Genomic DNA, 274 nt, shown 5'->3' on the forward strand with positions numbered 1-274 from the left:
GAGAGCGTATTATTTCTAGTGGTCAAAAAGATCCCCTTGTGTGCTCGCATTGCGACAATTACTATGAATATAAGGGAGAAGTGTGTCTAGAGAATGGGAAATTAGAAATAAAGATTGCATTAACAAAAGAAGCAAGGAATGATTTAGAAAGGTTGATTCACTATCGCACAGACTAACAAACGACGCAAAAAAGGGAAGAAGAAAAAAGGAACCGACCACTTACGTCCAAAGAAGACCTACGTCAACTATCATTGTTTCATGTGTCATGAAGAAG

At 38.0% G+C, this 274-nt stretch carries 1 pseudogene; it reads left to right on the top strand.

The features are described 5' to 3' along the window. Window positions 1-173 (top strand): annotated as a pseudogene (locus tag ABDZ84_RS21515) (IS91 family transposase); the annotation flags it as partial. Window positions 174-274 lie beyond the last annotated feature (101 nt).

The organism is Virgibacillus salarius (genome assembly GCF_039521925.1).
Classification (GTDB): Bacteria; Bacillota; Bacilli; order Bacillales; family Amphibacillaceae; genus Virgibacillus; species Virgibacillus salarius.